The 16,475-nt window shown below is 62.7% G+C and carries 17 protein-coding genes; 13 read left to right on the top strand and 4 right to left on the bottom strand.

What is annotated here, in order from left to right; genetic code table 11:
• The first annotated feature begins 35 nt into the window (after positions 1-35).
• From GA0061105_RS11580 to GA0061105_RS11570, 3 genes are all read left to right on the top strand, one after another.
• Positions 36-506 (top strand): universal stress protein, encoded by a 471-nt coding sequence (locus GA0061105_RS11580; protein WP_092750257.1) that lies wholly within the window; start codon positions 36-38, stop codon positions 504-506.
• 135 nt (positions 507-641) lie between these two features.
• The gene (locus GA0061105_RS11575) at positions 642-1,556 is read left to right on the top strand and encodes a DnaJ C-terminal domain-containing protein (RefSeq protein ID WP_092750256.1); all 915 of its coding nucleotides are present in this window, start codon (positions 642-644) and stop codon (positions 1,554-1,556) included.
• A 2-nt stretch (positions 1,557-1,558) separates the two neighbouring features.
• Positions 1,559-1,882, top strand: a complete 324-nt coding sequence (locus GA0061105_RS11570; protein WP_092750255.1) for a chaperone modulator CbpM — start codon at positions 1,559-1,561, stop codon at positions 1,880-1,882.
• Positions 1,883-1,910: 28 nt separating this feature from the next.
• Here GA0061105_RS11570 and GA0061105_RS11565 read toward each other — a convergent pair whose 3' ends face one another.
• Both GA0061105_RS11565 and GA0061105_RS11560 read right to left on the bottom strand, forming a co-directional pair.
• Positions 1,911-2,840, bottom strand: a complete 930-nt coding sequence (locus GA0061105_RS11565; RefSeq protein ID WP_092750254.1) for a phosphatidate cytidylyltransferase — start codon at positions 2,838-2,840, stop codon at positions 1,911-1,913.
• Positions 2,837-3,457 carry a lysophospholipid acyltransferase family protein gene (locus GA0061105_RS11560; protein WP_064696795.1) on the bottom strand — a complete coding sequence of 207 codons (621 nt, stop codon included), beginning with the start codon at positions 3,455-3,457 and terminating at the stop codon, positions 2,837-2,839. The genes GA0061105_RS11565 and GA0061105_RS11560 overlap by 4 nt, the downstream gene beginning before the upstream one ends.
• A gap of 368 nt (positions 3,458-3,825) precedes the next feature.
• Between GA0061105_RS11560 and GA0061105_RS11555 the strand changes: the two genes are divergently transcribed.
• Genes GA0061105_RS11555 through GA0061105_RS11530 form a run of 6 tightly spaced genes read left to right on the top strand, consistent with a single transcriptional unit; the run spans position 3,826 to position 11,055 of the window.
• Positions 3,826-4,812: a BMP family protein gene (locus tag GA0061105_RS11555; protein WP_064696796.1), complete on the top strand. Its 987-nt coding sequence runs from the start codon at positions 3,826-3,828 to the stop codon at positions 4,810-4,812.
• A gap of 8 nt (positions 4,813-4,820) precedes the next feature.
• On the top strand, positions 4,821-6,230 hold the full coding sequence (locus tag GA0061105_RS11550) for an amidase (RefSeq protein ID WP_092750253.1): 1,410 nt from the start codon (positions 4,821-4,823) through the stop codon (positions 6,228-6,230).
• A complete protein-coding gene (locus tag GA0061105_RS11545; protein ID WP_092750346.1) occupies positions 6,227-7,759 on the top strand; it encodes an ABC transporter ATP-binding protein in 1,533 nt (510 codons plus the stop codon). Before GA0061105_RS11550 ends, GA0061105_RS11545 begins: the two co-directional genes overlap by 4 nt.
• On the top strand, positions 7,749-8,798 hold the full coding sequence (locus GA0061105_RS11540) for an ABC transporter permease (protein WP_092750252.1): 1,050 nt from the start codon (positions 7,749-7,751) through the stop codon (positions 8,796-8,798). The genes GA0061105_RS11545 and GA0061105_RS11540 overlap by 11 nt, the downstream gene beginning before the upstream one ends.
• A complete protein-coding gene (locus tag GA0061105_RS11535; protein WP_092750345.1) occupies positions 8,795-9,739 on the top strand; it encodes an ABC transporter permease in 945 nt (314 codons plus the stop codon). Before GA0061105_RS11540 ends, GA0061105_RS11535 begins: the two co-directional genes overlap by 4 nt.
• 26 nt (positions 9,740-9,765) lie before the next feature.
• Positions 9,766-11,055: an amidohydrolase family protein gene (locus GA0061105_RS11530; RefSeq protein ID WP_092750251.1), complete on the top strand. Its 1,290-nt coding sequence runs from the start codon at positions 9,766-9,768 to the stop codon at positions 11,053-11,055.
• Here the strand turns inward: GA0061105_RS11530 and GA0061105_RS11525 are convergent.
• A complete protein-coding gene (locus tag GA0061105_RS11525; protein WP_092750250.1) occupies positions 11,049-11,840 on the bottom strand; it encodes a class I SAM-dependent methyltransferase in 792 nt (263 codons plus the stop codon). The genes GA0061105_RS11530 and GA0061105_RS11525 overlap by 7 nt on opposite strands.
• 141 nt (positions 11,841-11,981) lie before the next feature.
• Between GA0061105_RS11525 and GA0061105_RS11520 the strand changes: the two genes are divergently transcribed.
• Positions 11,982-12,848, top strand: coding sequence for an alpha/beta fold hydrolase (locus GA0061105_RS11520; protein ID WP_092750249.1), 867 nt, complete (start codon positions 11,982-11,984; stop codon positions 12,846-12,848).
• Between the two features lie 63 nt (positions 12,849-12,911).
• Here GA0061105_RS11520 and msrA read toward each other — a convergent pair whose 3' ends face one another.
• Positions 12,912-13,421, bottom strand: a complete 510-nt coding sequence (gene msrA, locus GA0061105_RS11515; protein WP_092750248.1) for a peptide-methionine (S)-S-oxide reductase MsrA — start codon at positions 13,419-13,421, stop codon at positions 12,912-12,914.
• Positions 13,422-13,608: 187 nt separating this feature from the next.
• Here msrA and GA0061105_RS11510 point away from each other — a divergent pair, with 187 nt between their 5' ends.
• The 3 genes from GA0061105_RS11510 to GA0061105_RS11500 are packed head-to-tail and all read left to right on the top strand — an operon-like array spanning position 13,609 to position 16,468.
• A complete protein-coding gene (locus GA0061105_RS11510; protein WP_092750247.1) occupies positions 13,609-14,754 on the top strand; it encodes an extracellular solute-binding protein in 1,146 nt (381 codons plus the stop codon).
• Entirely contained in the window at positions 14,754-15,644 is an 891-nt protein-coding gene (locus GA0061105_RS11505; protein ID WP_092750246.1) for an ABC transporter permease, read from the top strand. Before GA0061105_RS11510 ends, GA0061105_RS11505 begins: the two co-directional genes overlap by 1 nt.
• On the top strand, positions 15,641-16,468 hold the full coding sequence (locus GA0061105_RS11500; RefSeq protein ID WP_092750245.1) for an ABC transporter permease: 828 nt from the start codon (positions 15,641-15,643) through the stop codon (positions 16,466-16,468). Before GA0061105_RS11505 ends, GA0061105_RS11500 begins: the two co-directional genes overlap by 4 nt.
• Positions 16,469-16,475 lie beyond the last annotated feature (7 nt).

Below are 16,475 nucleotides of genomic sequence, written 5' to 3'. Positions count from 1 at the left end.
GACGAAAATGGCTCGCCTTCGAGGATATAGGCTCAATGTATCGCACGATCATCTGCGGCATCGGCATGGGATCGCGACAGACGGCAAACCGCCTGTTGCGCCGGGCTGCGGCGCTGCTGGACGACGGCGGAACCATTATCGTCGTGCATGTGGTCGAGAATATCCCGCACCGTCGCCTGACTGACATTCCCGAGGAATTCGAGAGGGCTGCCATTATCGATGCCGAGCAGAAACTTGCATCGTGTTGCAAGGAGTTGGGCGTCCCGGCGAGGATTGAGGTCCGCATCGGCGTTGCCGCCTCGCTGCTGGTGTCGGCCGCAGCGGAGAGAGCGGCTGATCTCATCCTGCTGTCGTCCCACGTGCCCGATATCACCGACTATGTCTTTTCATCGATCGTCGAGAAGGTCGTGCGCCACGCCGAATGCTCGGTTCTGATCGATCGACTGCCTCGTCACGGGCATGAAGGCTCGATGTTGCGAGCGGCAGACGACGCCGCTTTGCTCTGATCTCTGGCGGGCTCCCGCGACATGGCATGATCGGCTTTTGCACGCTGATCGGCATCCCCTCCCCGGCGGCGGCTCGACAACCTATATCTTTCCCAACCCAACCAGCAGTATTCACTGCCCCGACCGGAGATATGCATGAGCCAGGATCCCTATGAGCTTCTGGGCGTGAAGCGGGATGCAACGCAGAAGGATATCCAGAGCGCGTTCCGCAAGCTCGCCAAAAAACTTCACCCCGACCTCAACCCCGGCGACAGACACGCCGAGGAAAAGTTCAAGGAAATTTCGACCGCCTACGAGATCTTGAGCGATGAGGAAAAGCGCGGCCGCTTCGACCGCGGTGAGATCGATATGTCGGGCGCCGAGCGGGCGCAGCGCAGCTATTATCGCGACTATGCCTCAGCGGGCGGTCCGGATAATCCCTATCGCAATAGCGGCGGCTTTGCCGATTTCACCGATGCCGATGAGATCTTCGCGAGCTTCTTTTCGCGCCGCACCGGCGGTGGCCGGGCGCGCAGCCAGGGTCAGGACCGGCGTTTCTCCATGGAGGTCGACTTTCTCGAGGCCGTTAACGGCACCGGCACCGAGGTCAAGTTTCCCAATGGTCCCGCGCTCGAGGTCAAGATCCCGCCGGGAACCCGCGACGGCCAGACCTTGCGGCTGCGTGGCAAGGGCGAACCGGGCATCGGCGGCGGGTCGGCGGGCGATGCTCTCATCGAAATCCATGTGCGCCCGCACCGCTTCTTCACCCGTGACGGCGACGACATCCGCCTGGAACTTCCGATTTCGCTCAGCGAAGCAGTTCTCGGCGGCAAGGTGCGCGCGCCCACCCCTTCAGGACCTGTCAGTCTGACGCTGCCGCCCCATTCCAACACCGGAAAGGTCCTGCGTCTCAAGGGCAAAGGCGTGGCAAAACGCGGCGGCGGACACGGCGACATTTACGTCACGTTGAAGATCGTGTTGCCCGATAGTCCCGACGAACGGCTGACGTCGCTGGTGAAGGAATGGGCGGCGGCACACCCATACGATCCGAGGAAGAACATGGAGGCTTGATCATGAATGATCATGAGTTCCGTCTTTACTTGAAAATCGATGTGGTCCAGCTCGATTTTTGGGTCGAACAGGGATGGTTGATCCCGGAGAGGTCAAGCGGGCAAAGGCAGTTTCGTGACGCCGACGTCGCCCGCGCCCGGCTCATCCTGGATCTCATGGGCAACATGGGCGTCAACGAAGCCGGCGTCGATGTCGTCATGGATCTGGTGGACCAGCTTCATGGCATCAGGGAATCGATGGGCAAGTTGCTGACGGTGATCGGCAGACAGGAGCGGGACGTTCAGCAGCGATTGCTCGAGAGTCTTGAGGACGTAGACCGGTTTTGAACGGCCGGCCGCATGGCATCGGATATCCTCAGACGGTGTACCAGTAGCGGACGATGTGGAAGAACAGCGGGGCGGCGAAGGTAATGGAGTCCAGGCGATCGAGCACGCCGCCATGGCCCTCGATCACATAGCCCCAGTCCTTGGCGTTGAGGTCACGCTTGATGGCCGAGAGCACGAAGCCGCCGAAGAAGCCCGCGACGACGATGACCGTGCTGACGGCCGCCGCCTGCAGGGGCGAGAACGGCGTAAGGCGATAGAGCAGCGTTCCCACAAGAATGGCCGAGGCGCCGCCGCCGAAAAGGCCTTCGAGCGTTTTCGATGGGCTGATGTTCGGGGAGAAACGATGCTTTCCGAGAAGCTTGCCCCAGACATACTGGAAGACGTCGCTGAGCTGCACCACGATCACGAGATAAACGAGAAGCAGCGCCGAGGGCGTGCCGGTCTGCAGCATCAGCAGTGCGGGTGCATGGCTGATCGAATAAACCGTCAGCATCAATCCCCATTGCACCCTGGCGGTGCGCGCCAGGAATTCGTTGACGTCGCCCGTCAAGGTCGCCACCGCCGGCAGGATCAGGAAGGCATAAACCGGGATGAAGATCGCAAACAGGCCGTACCATAACGTGCCGAGCAGCACATATTGCACCGGGAGCACGACGAAGAAGGACAGGAAAAGCGCCAGATGGTCGCCGCGCTGCGACGGCGTCAGCGTCCAGAATTCGCGAAGCGCCATGAAGGACAGGAATGCGAACAGGATGACCACCGCGGTATCGCCGAGCAGGATCGCGCCGCCGAAGACGGCAACCATGATCCACCAGGAGCGGATACGGGCATTGAGGTTATGCACAGTGGCAACGGATCCGGGCTCGGTCGCGCGCCGCTGAAGGATGAAGCCGGTGGCGGAGGCGACCGCAAGCAGGCCGAGGATTGCGGCAAGCACGATGGAGAAAAAGCTGGTCATGCGATGTGCTTTCCGTCCGCTAACTCAATGACTGCTGCACGGGCGCGGGCCAGAAATGCGTCCTTTCCTTCGCCTGGTTCGACGCGCAGCGGCTTGCCGAAGCGCGCCGTGCAGGTGATCGGCACGATGAGCCAGCTTCCCTTCGGCAGGATGCGCTGAAGATTGTCGAGATGAATCGGCACGAGGTCGACATCGGGAAAACGGCAGGCAAGACGATAGATTCCGCTGCGGAATGGAGCGATCTCATCGCTGGCGCTTCTTGTCCCTTCCGGGAAGATCAAGACCGAGCGTCCCTCCTCGAGCAGGCGTTCGACCGGCTCCAGCGGATTACTGTCGGGCAGAGGCTTGCGGTCTATCAGAACCGCGCGCAGGCCTTTTTCGGCGATGAAACGGCGTAAGGCGCTCGTTCCCCAATAGTCGCGCGCCGCAACCGGATGAGTCAGCCGCCGGACCGGCCACGGCAGGGCAGCCATAACGGCGACGGTATCGACATGGCTGTTGTGATTGGCGAAATAGATGCGGCGGGTCGGATCGGCGGTGCAGCCCCGCCACTCGCTTCGGGCGCCGACCATGATACGGACGAACAGCACGAGAAGACGACGGATGAGCGCGGTCATATCTTCTCCAGGGAACGGCTGGGGCTCATCCTACGCGTGCTACCGGTGCGCGCCAGCCGCGTACGCACATAGATCGCCCAGGACGACGGCTGGCTCGCGGTCGTCCGCCGCGAGGCGTCTTCTTCTTCACCCATTTGAATTTCCCCAACCCAATAGCTCTATGCATATCCTGCTGGAGTCGTCGCGCCAAGCCCTGCAGATACGGCCCGAAAAGCACGGCGGCATCGGGCGCGCAGCCTGTCGTCTCTCGTTCTTTCAGCCAGGTTACGGCGGCCGATCAGCCTGATTTTTAAGCCTATTCGCCGCTTGACACGTTTTTAGGCGCTACTATGATTTTTGAACCAGATGGTAAAAAAGGGGAGCAATCAATGACCAAAGACATCCTGATTTCACGCCGGGCAGTGATCGCGTCGGGCATTGCGCTTGGCGTCAGCGGCTTCGCCCCGCTCGTAAGGGCGGCTGCGCCCCTGAAAGTTGCCGGCATTCATGCCTCACCGGTTGAAAATGCCTGGAACTCCTGTCTGCACAAAGCACTTCAGGACGCGGCCAAGGACGGCGTCATTGAATATGTCTTCTCCGAAGGCGTCTCCGGCACCGATTATCCCCGCGCGATGCGCGAATATGCCGAACAGGGCAACAAGCTGATCATCGGCGAGGCCTATGCCGTCGAAAAGGAGGCCCGGCAGGTGGCGGCCGACTATCCGGATACGGCGTTCGTGCTGGGTTCGAGCGGCGAGCAAGCCGGCGACAATTTCGGTGTTTTCGGCACCTGGAACCACGACGGCGCCTACCTGGCCGGCATGCTCGCCGGCAAAATGACCAAGTCGAACGTCGTCGGTTCGGTCGGGGCCATTCCGATCCCCGAGGTCAATATGCTGATCAATGCCTTCGCCGCGGGCGTCAAGGCAGTCAACCCCGATGCGAAGCACCTCGTTTCGTTCATCGGCACCTTCTTCGACCCACCGAAGGCCCGCGAAGCCGGTCTTGCCCAGATCGATGCCGGCGCCGATATCCTGTTCGGCGAGCGCATCGGTACGGCTGACGCCGCCAAGGAACGCGGCATCAAATCGATCGGCTCGCTGATCGATTACACGCCGCGTTATCCCGATACGGTCTTCGCCAACGCCATGTGGTATTTCCGCCCGATCCTCGACGCTGCGATCGCGGATGTCGCCGCTGGAAAACCGGTCGGCCGGAACTACACGTCTTACGGCCTGATGAAGGAAGGCGGCAGCGACATCGTCTTCGTCAAGGGCGTCGCGCCCGCCGAGGCGGAAGCGGCGATGGAAGCCAAGCGTGCGGAGATCAAGGCCGGCACCTTCGAAGTTCCGAAGATGATGGACGAGCCGAAGTAGTTCGGCGCATGAGCGACGCGACGGATCTGGCGGCAGCGATCAGGCTTGGCAGTCTGAGCGCTGCAGAAGCGATGCAGACCTCTCTCGAAAGAGCTGCACGGCATGGGCCGCTTGGCGCGATCGCCTATCTCGATGCCGCCATGGGCCTCGCAGCAGCGCATGTGTGCGACCGGGAGCGGCAGGAGGCGCCCGGCGAGTTTGCGGCCCGGCCCTTCGCCGGCGTGCCGACCCTGGCGAAGGATCTTGGCGGCCCGTTTCGCGGACTGCCGGTCACGGCCGGTTCCCGCCTCTTCGAAAGAAAGGGCGGCGAAGCCGATTCCGATCTCGCTTCCCGCTTTCGCGACGCCGGCTTCTGCCTGTTCGGCCTGACGACGAGCCCGGAATTCGGGCTTTCGCTCGCCAGCGAACCGGCGATCGGGCCAGTCTGCCGCAATCCCCTCGATCCGGACCGCACTGCGGGCGGCTCCTCCGGCGGCGCGGCGGCAGCGGTCGCGGCCGGGATGGTCGCGATTGCCCATGCGACCGACGCCGGCGGTTCGATCCGTGTGCCGGCCGCTTGTTGCGGCCTTGTCGGATTGAAGCCCACGCGCGGCGCCATGCCAGGCGGGCCATCCTTCGGCAACCATCTCGCCGGCATTGCGAGCGAACTGGCGGTCTGCCGCTCAGTACGGGATACGGCGCTGATTTTCGACCGGTTGAGCGGTCACGCGCGGGGCCCTGTTGCGGACCCCTCCCCTGTCGATACCGATAAAGGCTGTTTGCGGATTGGTCTGCTCACCGATACCGGGCCGGCTCACCCGACCGAAGGGGATCGGCTCGCGGCGGTCGAGGATGCAGCGCGTGCGCTCGAAAGCGGCGGGCACGAGATCGTTCCGCTCGCCTGGGCCGAGTTCGAATGGAGCGTCGGCGCCAGCGGCCGCGCCTTTGCCGATATCGTCTCCGTCAATCTCGCAGCACTCATCAAGGCGGCGGCTCTCGATGAGAGCAGGGCCGAGCCTCTGACACAGGCCTTCGCGGCACGCGGCCGGGCACTTTCGGCCACCATGCTCTGGAACACGCTGAACGATGCCGTCCTGGTGAGCCATCGTCTCTGGGCGCTGTTTGACAGGGTCGATTGCATCCTGTTGCCGATGCTTGCCTCTGCGCCCCTTGCGATCGGCTCCTTTCCGTCCGATCATGCCGACACGGATCTGCATCTCGAACGAATGACGGCATTTGCGCCGCTTGCCTGCCTCGCCAATATTTCGGGTTTCCCAGCTTTGACGCTCCCTTTCGGACAGGATCAACAGGCCATGCCGCTGCCGGTGCAGCTCATGGCGCCGACGGGCCACGAGCAGCAACTCCTGTCGCTTGCCGCACGCCTGGAGGCCGAGGGGCGATGGCAGCACCGGTTTCCGGTGGCAGGATTGCCGTCATGACCGGGCCTGTTCTGGAAATTGTCGGCGTCAGCAAACGCTTCGGCGCCAATCTCGCCAATGACGATATTTCCATGACCCTCGCCAAGGGCGAGATCGTGGCCCTGCTCGGCGAGAACGGTGCCGGCAAGACCACGCTGATGAGCATCCTTTTCGGCCACTACATGCCGGATGCCGGCCGAATTCTGATCGAGGGCGCGGAAGTGCCGCAGGGAAAGCCGCGCGCGGCAATCCGCGCCGGCGTCGGCATGGTACACCAGCATTTCTCGCTCGCCCCCAATCTGACGGTGCTTGAAAATGTCATGACAGGGACGGAGGGACTGTGGTCCTGGCGCTCGGCAACATCCGAGGCGCGCAAGAAGCTCTTGGCAATTTCCGAGCGCTTCGGCCTCACGGTCGATCCTGATGCCCGCCTTGGCGACCTCTCGGTCGGCGAGCAGCAACGGGTGGAGATCCTCAAGGCGCTCTACAACGACGCCCGCATCCTGATCCTGGACGAGCCGACGGCGGTGTTGACCAATATCGAGGCCGAGCGGCTGTTCACGACGCTGAAGGAAATGGCCCGCCAGGGCCTGTCGCTGATCTTCATCTCGCACAAGCTCGACGAGGTGATGGCGGCGGCCGACCGCATCGTGGTGTTGCGTGGGGGCAAGATGGTCGCCGAACGCAGGGCGTCGGAAACCAGCAAGGCGGAGCTCGCCGAACTGATGGTCGGGCGGCGCGTGACACGGCCCGTGCGCGAGCCGTCGAGTCCGGGGGCCGTTGCCCTCGAAGCGGACGGCGTGACGGTGCGCACCGGCGGCGTCGATCGGCTGAAATCGGTGAGCTTCCGGCTGCATCAAGGAGAAATCCTCGGCATCATCGGCGTTTCCGGCAATGGCCAGGCGGCATTGGCGCATCTTCTTTCCGGCACGTTGGCGCGCAGCGGCGGCGATCTCAAGCTGTTCGGGGAGGCAATCGGTAATCTCGGCGTCGCCGATGTCGTCGAAGCCGGTATCGGCCGTATTCCCGAGGACCGCAACCATGAAGGCGTGATCGGAGAAATGGCGATCTGGGAAAACGCCGTGCTGGAGCGCATTGCTTCGCCGGCCTTTTCGCGCCGGGGTCTCGTCAACCGCAAGGCCGGCATGGGCTTCGCCAGGGAGGTCATCGACGGGTTCGACGTTCGCGGTGGCGGTCCGGCCATCCGCACCCGGCTGCTTTCCGGCGGCAATATGCAAAAGCTCATCCTCGGACGCAGCCTCTGTCGGCGCCCGCGCATCCTGATTGCCGCGCAGCCAGCCCGTGGTCTCGACGAAGGTGCCGTCGCCGCCGTGCACGCACGCCTCCTCGAAGCCCGACGGCAGGGAACCGCCGTGCTGCTGATCTCGGAGGACCTCGACGAGGTGATCGCGCTTGCAGACCGTATCCAGGCGATCGTCGGCGGCCGCCTGTCGCCGCCAGTCGATGCCGAAGCCGCCGATGCCCGCGGGCTGGGGCTGATGATGGCCGGCGAATGGCAGGAAACCCCGGGGGCCGGCCATGCGATTTGAGCGCCGCGAACACCGCCCGCTTTCCCTGCTGATACTCACGCCTGTCGTCGCCGTCATCGCGGCGCTGGCGTTGGCCGGCATCTTGATCTCCATCGCCGGCGCGCCGGTTCTCGATGCCTATTGGCGCATCCTGACCGGCGCCTTCGGCTCGCGGCTGTCGGCAACCGAAACGTTGACGCGGGCAACGCCGCTCATGCTGACCGGGCTTGCCGCTGCCGTCGCCTTCCGGGCGCGGCTCTGGAATATCGGTGCCGAGGGCCAGTTTTATCTCGGCGCTATCGCCGTTGCGGCGGCCAGTTCGAAGCTGCTGGGCAATCTTCCCGCGCCCATCCTCATCCCGCTCCTGCTCCTGATCGGCGCCGTTGCCGGCATGGTGCTGATCCTGCTCCCCCTTTGGCTCAGGCTGCGTTTTTCGGTCGACGAGGTCGTCACCAGCCTGCTCCTGAACTTCATCGCCGTGCTTTTCGTCTCGATGCTGATCGACGGCGTTCTCAAGGATCCGCTCGCCTTCGGCTGGCCGCAGTCGCAGTCCGTCAGCGATCACGCAATGCTGCCGAAGCTGATCGCGCGCTCGCGCCTGCATATCGGCTTTGTGATCGCGATCGCTCTTGCCGTCGTCGTCCACTTCGTCCAGTCCCGCACCGTATTCGGCATGCAATCCCGCGCCGCGGGCCTCAATCCCGCCGGCGCGGTCTTTGCAGGCGTGCCGCTCGGCAGAACGCTGGTGAAGGTCGCCTGTCTCTCGGGCGGGCTTGCGGGGCTTGCGGGAGCGATCGAGGTGATGGGCGTCAAGGGTTACGTGACGACCGATCTGTCGCCCGGTTTCGGCTATGCCGGCATCGTTGTCGCCATGCTCGCCAACCTCAATCCGCTTGGCGTCGTCTTCGCCGCTATTTTTACGGCCACCATGTTCGTGGGCGCCGACGGCATGAGCCGTGGCCTTGGCATACCGACCTATATCGCCGATGTTACGGTGGCGCTGTCGCTGCTGACGATGCTGATCGCGTTGTTCTTCACCCAGTACAGGATAAGGCGATAATGCAGCTGTTCGATATCATCGCCTCCGCCGGCCTTTGGGCCGCAATCCTGCGGATCGCCACCCCGCTGATCTTCGGCACGCTCGGCGCCTTGCTGTGCGAACGGGCGGGTGTGCTCAATCTCGGCATCGAAGGCATCATGACCTTTGGAGCGATGATCGGCTGGCTTTCCGTCTATCACGGCGCCGATCTCTGGACCGGCCTGCTGATTGCTGCGATCGCCGGCGGCGTCTTCGGCCTGCTGCATGCGGGGCTGACGGTGACGCTCGGCCTTTCCCAGCATGTCTCCGGTCTCGGCGTCACGCTCTTTGCGTCGAGTTTCAGCTATTACGTCTTCCGGCTGATCGTGCCGCTTGCCAATACGCCTCCCACTATCGTGCCGTTCCAGCCGATCGCCATTCCCGGCCTCTCGACGCTGCCTTTCATAGGACCTGCCTTCTTCACGCAGACCGCGCCGACTTATCTTGCGATCCTGATCGCGCTCTTGATGGCCTACATCATCTTCCGCACGCCCGTGGGGCTTGCGATCCGCATGACCGGCGAGAACCCGCATGCGGCGGAAGCCCAGGGCGTCAATCCGATGAAGGTGCGTTACGGCGCGGTCATTATCGGCAGCGCGCTGATGGGAATGGGCGGCGCCTTCCTGACCTTGTCGGCCTTCAACAGCTTCTTTCCGACCATGGTGCAGGGGCGCGGATGGATCTGCATCGCGCTCGTCGTGTTCGCATCCTGGCGCCCTGGCCGCGCGCTTTTCGGCGCCCTGCTCTTCGCCTTCTTCGACGCCTTTCAGCTTCGGCTGCAAACGGTGCTGAGCGGGCTGGTGCCCTATCAGCTCTTCCTGATGACGCCCTATATCCTCTCCATTGCCGCGCTTGCCGTCATGGCCCGCCGCGCCCGCGTCCCGCAGGCGCTGATGCAGCCCTATCGCCGTGGCGAGCGCTGAGACCGTCCACATCCAACGAGGCTCCGATGTTCGATCTGATCGTCAGAAACGCAAATCTCCCCGATGGCCGCACCGGCATCGATATCGGCATCGAGGGCGGCAGGATCATCGCCGTCGAGCGCAATCTCCTGGCGCAGGCGGGCGAAGAAATCGACGCAACCGGAAGGCTGGTCAGCCCGCCTTTCGTCGATCCGCATTTTCATATGGACGCCACCCTGTCGCTCGGCCTGCCGCGCATGAACGTCTCCGGCACCCTGCTCGAAGGCATCGCGCTCTGGGGCGAGCTGCGTCCGATCGTGACCAGGGAAGAGCTGGTCGATCGCGCGCTGCGCTATTGCGATCTGGCGGTGACCCAAGGCCTGCTCTTCATCCGCAGCCATGTCGATACCAGCGACCCCAGGCTGGTGACGGTCGAGGCGATGATCGAGGTCCGCGAAAGGGTGGCGCCCTATATCGATCTGCAACTGGTCGCCTTCCCCCAGGACGGCTATTACCGCTCGCCGGGCGCCATCGATGCGCTCAGCCGGGCGCTCGACATGGGCGTCGATATCGTCGGCGGCATTCCGCATTTCGAGCGGACGATGGGCGAAGGTACGGCCTCGGTCGAGGCGCTCTGCCGCATCGCCGCCGACCGCGGCCTGCCGGTTGACATGCATTGCGACGAAACCGACGATCCGCTGTCGCGCCATATCGAGACGCTGGCGGCTGAGACCATCCGCTTCGGCCTGCAGGGACGTGTCGCCGGCTCGCATCTCACCTCGATGCACTCGATGGACAATTATTATGTCTCCAAGCTCATCCCGCTGATGGCGGAGGCCGAGATCAACGTCATCCCAAATCCGCTAATCAACATCATGCTGCAGGGACGGCACGATACTTACCCCAAGCGCCGCGGCATGACCCGCGTGAGGGAATTGATGGACGCCGGGCTCAACGTTTCCTTCGGGCATGATTGCGTCATGGACCCCTGGTATTCGATGGGATCGGGCGACATGCTGGAGGTCGGCCATATGGCGATCCATGTCGGACAGATGGCCGGCATCGACGACAAGAAGAAGATCTTCGACGCCCTGACCGTCAATTCGGCGAAGACGATGGGGCTTTCAGGCTACGGCCTGGAGAAGGGATGCAATGCCGACCTCGTCATCCTCCAGGCGCGCGATACGCTGGAAGCGCTGCGGCTGAAGCCAAACCGGCTGGCGGTGATCCGCCGCGGCAAGGTCGTCGCCCGCTCGGCGCCGCGCATCGGCGAGCTTTTCCTGGACGGGCGTCCGGCTCGGATCGACGGCGGCCTGGATTACGCACCGCGCTATTGAGACGCGACAACGCCTGCTCGGCGAGCTGTGATGATCCAGGCGCGGGAGTCGAAAAACACACCCTCCGGCGTCATATGCGCCTCCAGCAAATCGCGCAGACGCTGCAGCGCTTTGCCGGGCGCTTCATCGGTGTGTGCGAGCGCGTCCTTCACCAGATAGAAGCCGGCGAGCGCCTCGGACGCCGCATCGACGTTCGGTCCATAGTAGACCGGCTCTCGCACGTCGGCGAAGTCGATCGACGTAAAACCTGCAGCGCTCAGAAGGTCCTTCGCAATGGTAGGATCGCCAAGCGAAAACGGATCGGGACCACCTGCCGAAACCGCAGTTCCGTGCGTCAGGGCCTGCCGTATGGCGCCAGACCACGGGTTACGTTCCCGGCTTTGCCATACCATCCACACAAGCCGCGCTCCCGGCCGCATCGCCAGGCCGATATTGGCAAAAGCCGCCGCCGGATCGGCAAAGAACATCACGCCGAACCGGCTGATGCAGAGATCGAAACTGGCAGCCGGAAAGGGATGGAATTGCGCGTCTGCCTGCTCGAACACCACATTTCGCAAACCCTCCGCAGCACTGCGTCGCCTGGCGACGTCGAGCATCTCGTCGGAAGTATCCACCCCGACCGCTTCTCCCTGCAGTGCGGCGCGGGCGGCCTCGCGCGTCGTCTGCCCCGCGCCGCAGCCGATATCGAGCACCCGGTCACCGGGGCCAACGCCGGCAGCAATTCGGAGATGCCGATTGTGTCTCGCCAATTCCGCGTCGTAAAAGTCGGCACGATCCAAGGCCATAACACTCACTCTGCTTGTTCGAGGATCAATCGTCAGTCGGATGCGTGGAGGGTTTCGCATATCTCTCAAAACAGATTGCATATTAGGATCAGTTATGCAAGATGAAGACTAGTTGCAAACTGCAATCGGAAAGATTGAGGTATGGAAATGACCGGAGCAACTCTCGTCGCAGAAAAGATCGTCGCATTCGAAGATGCGCAACTGCACACCCAGGCCTTCGGCGATCCTGCCCACCCGCCCGTGTTGTTGATCATGGGAGTGATGTCTTCGATGCTGTGGTGGCCGGAGAGGTTCTGTGAGGAACTCGCCGCCCAAGGGCGCTACGTCATCCGGTACGACCAGCGCGACACCGGCCTTTCGACGTATTATCCGCCGGGAGAGCCGGGCTATTCGTTTGGCGATCTGGCCGACGATGCCGTCGTCATTCTCGATGGTTATGGAATTGAAGCCGCGCATCTGGTGGGCATGTCGATGGGCGGTTTCGTTGCGCAAGAAGCCGCACTGCGCCATCCCCAGCGCGTACGGACGCTCACCGTGATCAGTTCGTCGCCAGTTGGCGTCGGCGAGTTGCCCTCCTCCACCGCAGCTTACAAAGAACATTCCGCCGCAGCCGAGAACATCGACTGGTCCGACCTTGAAGCCATCGCCGATTTCATGCGGCGTGACTCAGCTATGCTGGCCGGTACGAGGCATCCGCACGACGCCGAGGCCGCGAGCGCTCTGATCGCCCGCGATATGGACCGCGCACCATCGTTTGTCAGTGCGACGAACCACTTCATGCTGTTGAGCGGAAATGAAGGGGCCAACTTACATGCATCCCGAATAGAGAAGCCGGTACTCGCAATCCACGGCACATCAGATCCGCTATTTCCAATCGGGCATGGAGAGGCCTTCACACGTGTCGCCCCGAACGCAAGATTGCACCGGATCATTGGCGGAGGACACGAAATTCATGATCTGGACATCGACGAGGTGGTGCACGCAATCGCGGGCCACACGATGTCCTGAGGTCGGCAAGTCGATGCAGCAGCATGCATGCCGGCATCCAGATGCCGGCATGCATGAAGAGCGTCAGGCGATCTTCTGGCGGGTCGGCAGCTTCCAGCCGGGCCGGACGAAGTGGCAGGTATAGCCGTTCGGAATCCGCTCCAGATAATCCTGGTGCTCGGGCTCGGCCTCCCAGAAATCGCTAACCGGCACGACTTCGGTGACGACCTTGCCGGGCCACAGGCCTGAAGCGTCGACATCGGCAATCGTATCGCGGGCGACGCGCTCCTGCTCCGGGCTGGTGTAGAAAATCGCCGAGCGATAGCTCGTGCCGACATCGTTGCCCTGGCGGTTGCGCGTGCTCGGGTCGTGGATCTGGAAGAAGAATTCGAGGATTTCGCGATAGCTGATCCGGGCCGGGTCGAAGATGATCTCGATCGCCTCGGCATGGGTTCCGTGATTGCGGTAGGTGGCATTCGGCACATCGCCGCCGGTATAGCCGACGCGGGTCGAAATCACACCCTTGTAGCGGCGGATGAGGTCCTGCATGCCCCAGAAGCAGCCGCCGGCGAGTACTGCACGTTCTTCGGTCATTTGAAATCTCCTTGTGTGCGGAGAGATAGTGTCGCCCGCAGCCGATTTCCATACGGCGGAAATCGGCACAGCTGTGCAATTTCCTTTCGAACAGGGTCGTTCCTGTCATGTCGATGTTACGCGCCGGCGCTAGCAAGACCTATGACAATCCGCGGAGCAGAGCCGCGACACCTGATGGAGAAGGGTTATGAACAGGCGTGAATTTCTGATCGCATCGTCGGCCGCTGCCGGTCTTCTGGCTCTTCCGCGCTTCGCATCGGCCGCGGCCGGCACGATCGACCTTTACAGCGGTTCGGATGCCAACATCGTCGATCTCTGGAACAACATTATCCGTCCCGCCTTCGAAAAGGCCCATCCCGGCGTCGTCCTGAAGGTGACAGACGCTGGCGACAATAACGGCCTGCGCGCCATTGCCGACCGTGCACTCGCAGCCCTGAAAAGCAAAACCGATCCGCAGGCCGATCTCTTCGAGCATTTCGACCCTCGTCTGCCGTCCGGCGGCATCGATGCCGGCCTCTGGGTCAAACTCTCGGCCGAGAATATCGAAGGCTATGACCGTATCAACCCGCTCGCCCTCGATACCCCCTATTCCCTTCCCTATCGCGGTTCGCAGGTCCTGCTTGCCTATGACACGACCAAGCTTGACCCGAAGGATGCGCCGAAGAGCTGGGAGCAGCTGACCGCATGGATCAAGGCCAATCCGGGCCAATTCATCTATAACCGACCCGACAAGGGCGGTTCGGGCGGCAACTTCGTCCGCCGCGCCATCCATGAAGCCAACGGCCGCGATCCGAGCAAGTTCAAGGTCGACAACTTCACCACCGACTTTGGCAGCCAGGCCCTGACACCGGCCTGGAAGATCCTCAGCGATCTCGCCCCCTCGCTCTATGACAAGGGCGCCTATACATCGGGCAATACGCAGTCGATCCAGCTGCTTGCACAGGGCGTTGTCACCATGGTGCCGGTCTGGTCGGATCAGGTGCTGCAGGCGATCGCCCAGGGCGTGCTGCCGGATACGACTGGCCTGGTGCAGCTTGGCGATCTCGCCCTTTGCGGCGGCTTCTCGAGGATGACTGTGTTCTCGAACGGCGCCAACAAGGATGCAGCGCTGAAGCTTGCCGCCTTCATGTTGACCAAGGAAATGCAGGAGGCAATCATCACCGAGATCGGTGGTTTCCCCGGCATCTCCTGGGATCATATCTCGGACGATTTGCGCAAGAAATATGCCGACGTCATCCCGTCCACCATTCCGACGTTCCCGAGCGGCGATTGGGAAACGGCGATCAATGACGGCTGGTACCGCAACGTCGCTCCTAATATCAGCCGCACCTGATGTCCGCCGATACTGCGCCGGCAGCCTGGCGTCATCACAGGTCCATCAACAGGGGGAGCGCGATCGGGCTCCTCCTCGTTGCCCTGCCGGTATTCCTGCTTGCATGGCTGATCATCTTTCCGATTTTCTCGGCGGTCGTCGGCACGATCTTCGTCCGAGGCCCTGACGGGGCGACGGAATTCTCGCTCGCCTCCTACCGCTTCTTCTTCACCGACGGCTACAGCCTCGCAAATCTCTGGGTAACGCTCTGGACCACCGCCGTCTGCGGCGTCCTGCTTCTGGCGATCGGGCTTCCGATCGCGCTTTACCTTCGCTTCTCGCAGGGGCGCCTTGCGGCCTTCGTGCAGGGCTTGGCGATCTTCCCCATGTTCGTGCCGTCGATCATCCTGGCCTATGCGCTGATCAGAACCATCGGGCCGAACGGCACCGTCGACCTGCTGCTGAATTCCGTCGGTCTGCCCAAGCTGCGCACGCCCTATCTCACGCCATGGGGACCGGTCATCGGCCTCGTCTGGGACAATCTTCCGCTGACGGTGCTGATGCTGACGGCGGGGCTCTCCTCCGTTTCGAACAGCGCCATCGAGGCCGCCCGTGATGTCGGCGCGAGACCACTTCGGGTCTTCATCTCGATCATCCTGCCGCGCATGGGCAATTCGCTGCTGGTGACTGCTTCCTTCGCCGTGCTCGGCATTTTTTCCTCCTTCACCCTTCCCTACGTGCTCGGCCCGGCATCGCCGGAGATGATGGGGCCGTTCATGCAGCGCACCTTCGCCGATATGAACGATCCGTTGAACGCAATGACGCAGGCCGTCATCACTTTCGGCTTCTGCCTGGTCTTCGGTATCTTCTATGTCCGTTCGATCGCCCGCAATCGGGAGGGCAGGCCATGAGCGCTGGCAGATCGGGCATCTCCTTCCGCGTCGACTGGATCGGCCTGCTCTTTGCATGCCTGCTGACGCTGTTCATTGCGCTGCCGCTCCTCGTTGTGGGAACATGGGCCTTCACCGAAGTGTGGCGCTATCCCTCTGTGATCCCGCAACAGTTCGGTCTGCGCTTCTGGGGCCAGACGCTGGCGCGGCCCGATGTCTGGAATGCTCTCCTCCTCAGCCTGCGGCTGACGACGACGGTCACCGTTCTGTCCGCCATTATCTGCCTTCCTGCGGCTTATGCTTTTGCGCGCATGCGTTTTCCCGGCCGGAACATCCTCTTCCTCTCGTTTCTGGCGTCGCATGCCTTTCCGAAGTTTGGGCTGCTCGTCGCCATTGCCGGCATCTTTCTGCAGCTCGGCCTGATCAGCACATTCTGGGGCGTCGTGCTGATCCAGCTCGTTGGCACGCTGATGCTGATGATCTGGATTCCGGTCGCTGCCTTCCAGAATGTCGACCGGCGCATGGAAGAGGCGGCGCGCGATGCCGGCGCCACCCCGCTGCGCGTCTTCTGGTCGATCACGCTGCCACAGGCCGCGCCGACCATATCCGCGGCGTTGCTTCTAACCTTCGTCGGCACCTTTTACGAAACCGAAGGCGCCTGGCTGATCGGCGCGCCCGAGATCCGCACTATGCCGGTGCTGATGATCAGCTTCATCAACAACCAGATCGTCGTGCAATACGGCGCCGTACTCTCCGTCATGCTGTGGGTGCCCTCCTTTGTCGCGCTGATGTTCGCGCGCCGCGTCGTCGGCACCGGCGCGTTTGCGAGAGGTTTTGGCGCGTAAAGCGTCA

Source organism: Rhizobium aethiopicum, from assembly GCF_900094625.1.
Classification (GTDB): Bacteria; Pseudomonadota; Alphaproteobacteria; order Rhizobiales; family Rhizobiaceae; genus Rhizobium; species Rhizobium aethiopicum.
The sequence above is the reverse complement of the archived record's forward strand: the minus strand, read 5'-3'. Positions and strand labels throughout refer to the sequence as shown.

Excerpts from the sequence above, each read along its gene's own strand:
- GA0061105_RS11580 (WP_092750257.1), top strand. The coding sequence starts at position 36 with ATGTATCGCACGATCATCTGCGGCATCGGCATGGGATCGCGACAGACG.
- GA0061105_RS11575 (WP_092750256.1), top strand. The coding sequence starts at position 642 with ATGAGCCAGGATCCCTATGAGCTTCTGGGCGTGAAGCGGGATGCAACG.
- GA0061105_RS11570 (WP_092750255.1), top strand. The coding sequence starts at position 1,559 with ATGAATGATCATGAGTTCCGTCTTTACTTGAAAATCGATGTGGTCCAG.
- GA0061105_RS11565 (WP_092750254.1), bottom strand. The coding sequence starts at position 2,840 with ATGACCAGCTTTTTCTCCATCGTGCTTGCCGCAATCCTCGGCCTGCTT.
- GA0061105_RS11560 (WP_064696795.1), bottom strand. The coding sequence starts at position 3,457 with ATGACCGCGCTCATCCGTCGTCTTCTCGTGCTGTTCGTCCGTATCATG.
- GA0061105_RS11555 (WP_064696796.1), top strand. The coding sequence starts at position 3,826 with ATGACCAAAGACATCCTGATTTCACGCCGGGCAGTGATCGCGTCGGGC.
- GA0061105_RS11550 (WP_092750253.1), top strand. The coding sequence starts at position 4,821 with ATGAGCGACGCGACGGATCTGGCGGCAGCGATCAGGCTTGGCAGTCTG.
- GA0061105_RS11545 (WP_092750346.1), top strand. The coding sequence starts at position 6,227 with ATGACCGGGCCTGTTCTGGAAATTGTCGGCGTCAGCAAACGCTTCGGC.
- GA0061105_RS11540 (WP_092750252.1), top strand. The coding sequence starts at position 7,749 with ATGCGATTTGAGCGCCGCGAACACCGCCCGCTTTCCCTGCTGATACTC.
- GA0061105_RS11530 (WP_092750251.1), top strand. The coding sequence starts at position 9,766 with ATGTTCGATCTGATCGTCAGAAACGCAAATCTCCCCGATGGCCGCACC.
- GA0061105_RS11525 (WP_092750250.1), bottom strand. The coding sequence starts at position 11,840 with ATGGCCTTGGATCGTGCCGACTTTTACGACGCGGAATTGGCGAGACAC.
- GA0061105_RS11520 (WP_092750249.1), top strand. The coding sequence starts at position 11,982 with ATGGAAATGACCGGAGCAACTCTCGTCGCAGAAAAGATCGTCGCATTC.
- msrA (WP_092750248.1), bottom strand. The coding sequence starts at position 13,421 with ATGACCGAAGAACGTGCAGTACTCGCCGGCGGCTGCTTCTGGGGCATG.
- GA0061105_RS11510 (WP_092750247.1), top strand. The coding sequence starts at position 13,609 with ATGAACAGGCGTGAATTTCTGATCGCATCGTCGGCCGCTGCCGGTCTT.
- GA0061105_RS11505 (WP_092750246.1), top strand. The coding sequence starts at position 14,754 with ATGTCCGCCGATACTGCGCCGGCAGCCTGGCGTCATCACAGGTCCATC.
- GA0061105_RS11500 (WP_092750245.1), top strand. The coding sequence starts at position 15,641 with ATGAGCGCTGGCAGATCGGGCATCTCCTTCCGCGTCGACTGGATCGGC.